Origin of the sequence: Sphaerisporangium aureirubrum (assembly GCF_042658925.1) — a bacterium.
Taxonomy (GTDB): domain Bacteria; phylum Actinomycetota; class Actinomycetes; order Streptosporangiales; family Streptosporangiaceae; genus Sphaerisporangium; species Sphaerisporangium aureirubrum.
This window is the reverse complement of the sequence record NZ_JBHSRF010000221.1, coordinates 1-542: the sequence shown is the minus strand read 5'-3', so window position 1 is coordinate 542 and position 542 is coordinate 1. Positions and strand designations below refer to the sequence as shown.

At 66.1% G+C, this 542-nt stretch carries 1 protein-coding gene; it reads right to left on the bottom strand.

Going from position 1 to position 542, the window contains the following annotated elements; translation table 11 throughout:
- A partial coding sequence (locus ACFP1K_RS41235; RefSeq protein WP_380764072.1) for a TCP-1/cpn60 chaperonin family protein occupies nt 1-542 on the bottom strand: 542 nt, incomplete at both ends.

Genomic DNA, 542 nt, shown 5'->3' with positions numbered 1-542 from the left:
CCCTTGTCGAAGCGCATGCCCTCGGTGAGCTCGAGCTCCAGGCCGAAGGCGTTGCTCTCCTCGACGGTGATGACGCCTTCCTTGCCCACCTTGTCCATCGCCTCGGCGATCATCTCGCCGATCTGCGTGTCACCGGCGGAGATGGACGCCGTGGAGGCGATCTGCTCCTTCGTCTCCACATCCTTGGCGATCTTGGAGAGCTCCTCGCTCACCCGCTCGACCGCCGCCTCGATGCCCTTCTTCAACGACATCGGGTTCGCCCCGGCCGCGACGTTGCGCAGACCCTCGCGCACCAGCGCCTGAGCCAGCACGGTCGCGGTGGTCGTCCCGTCACCCGCGACGTCGTCGGTCTTCTTCGCCACTTCCTTGACGAGCTCGGCCCCGATCTTCTCCCACGGGTCCTCCAGCTCGATCTCCTTGGCGATGGAGACACCGTCGTTGGTGATGGTGGGAGCGCCCCACTTCTTCTCCAGCACGACGTTCCGGCCCTTGGGACCCAGGGTCACCTTGACGGCGTCGGCGAGCTGGTTCATACCGCGCTC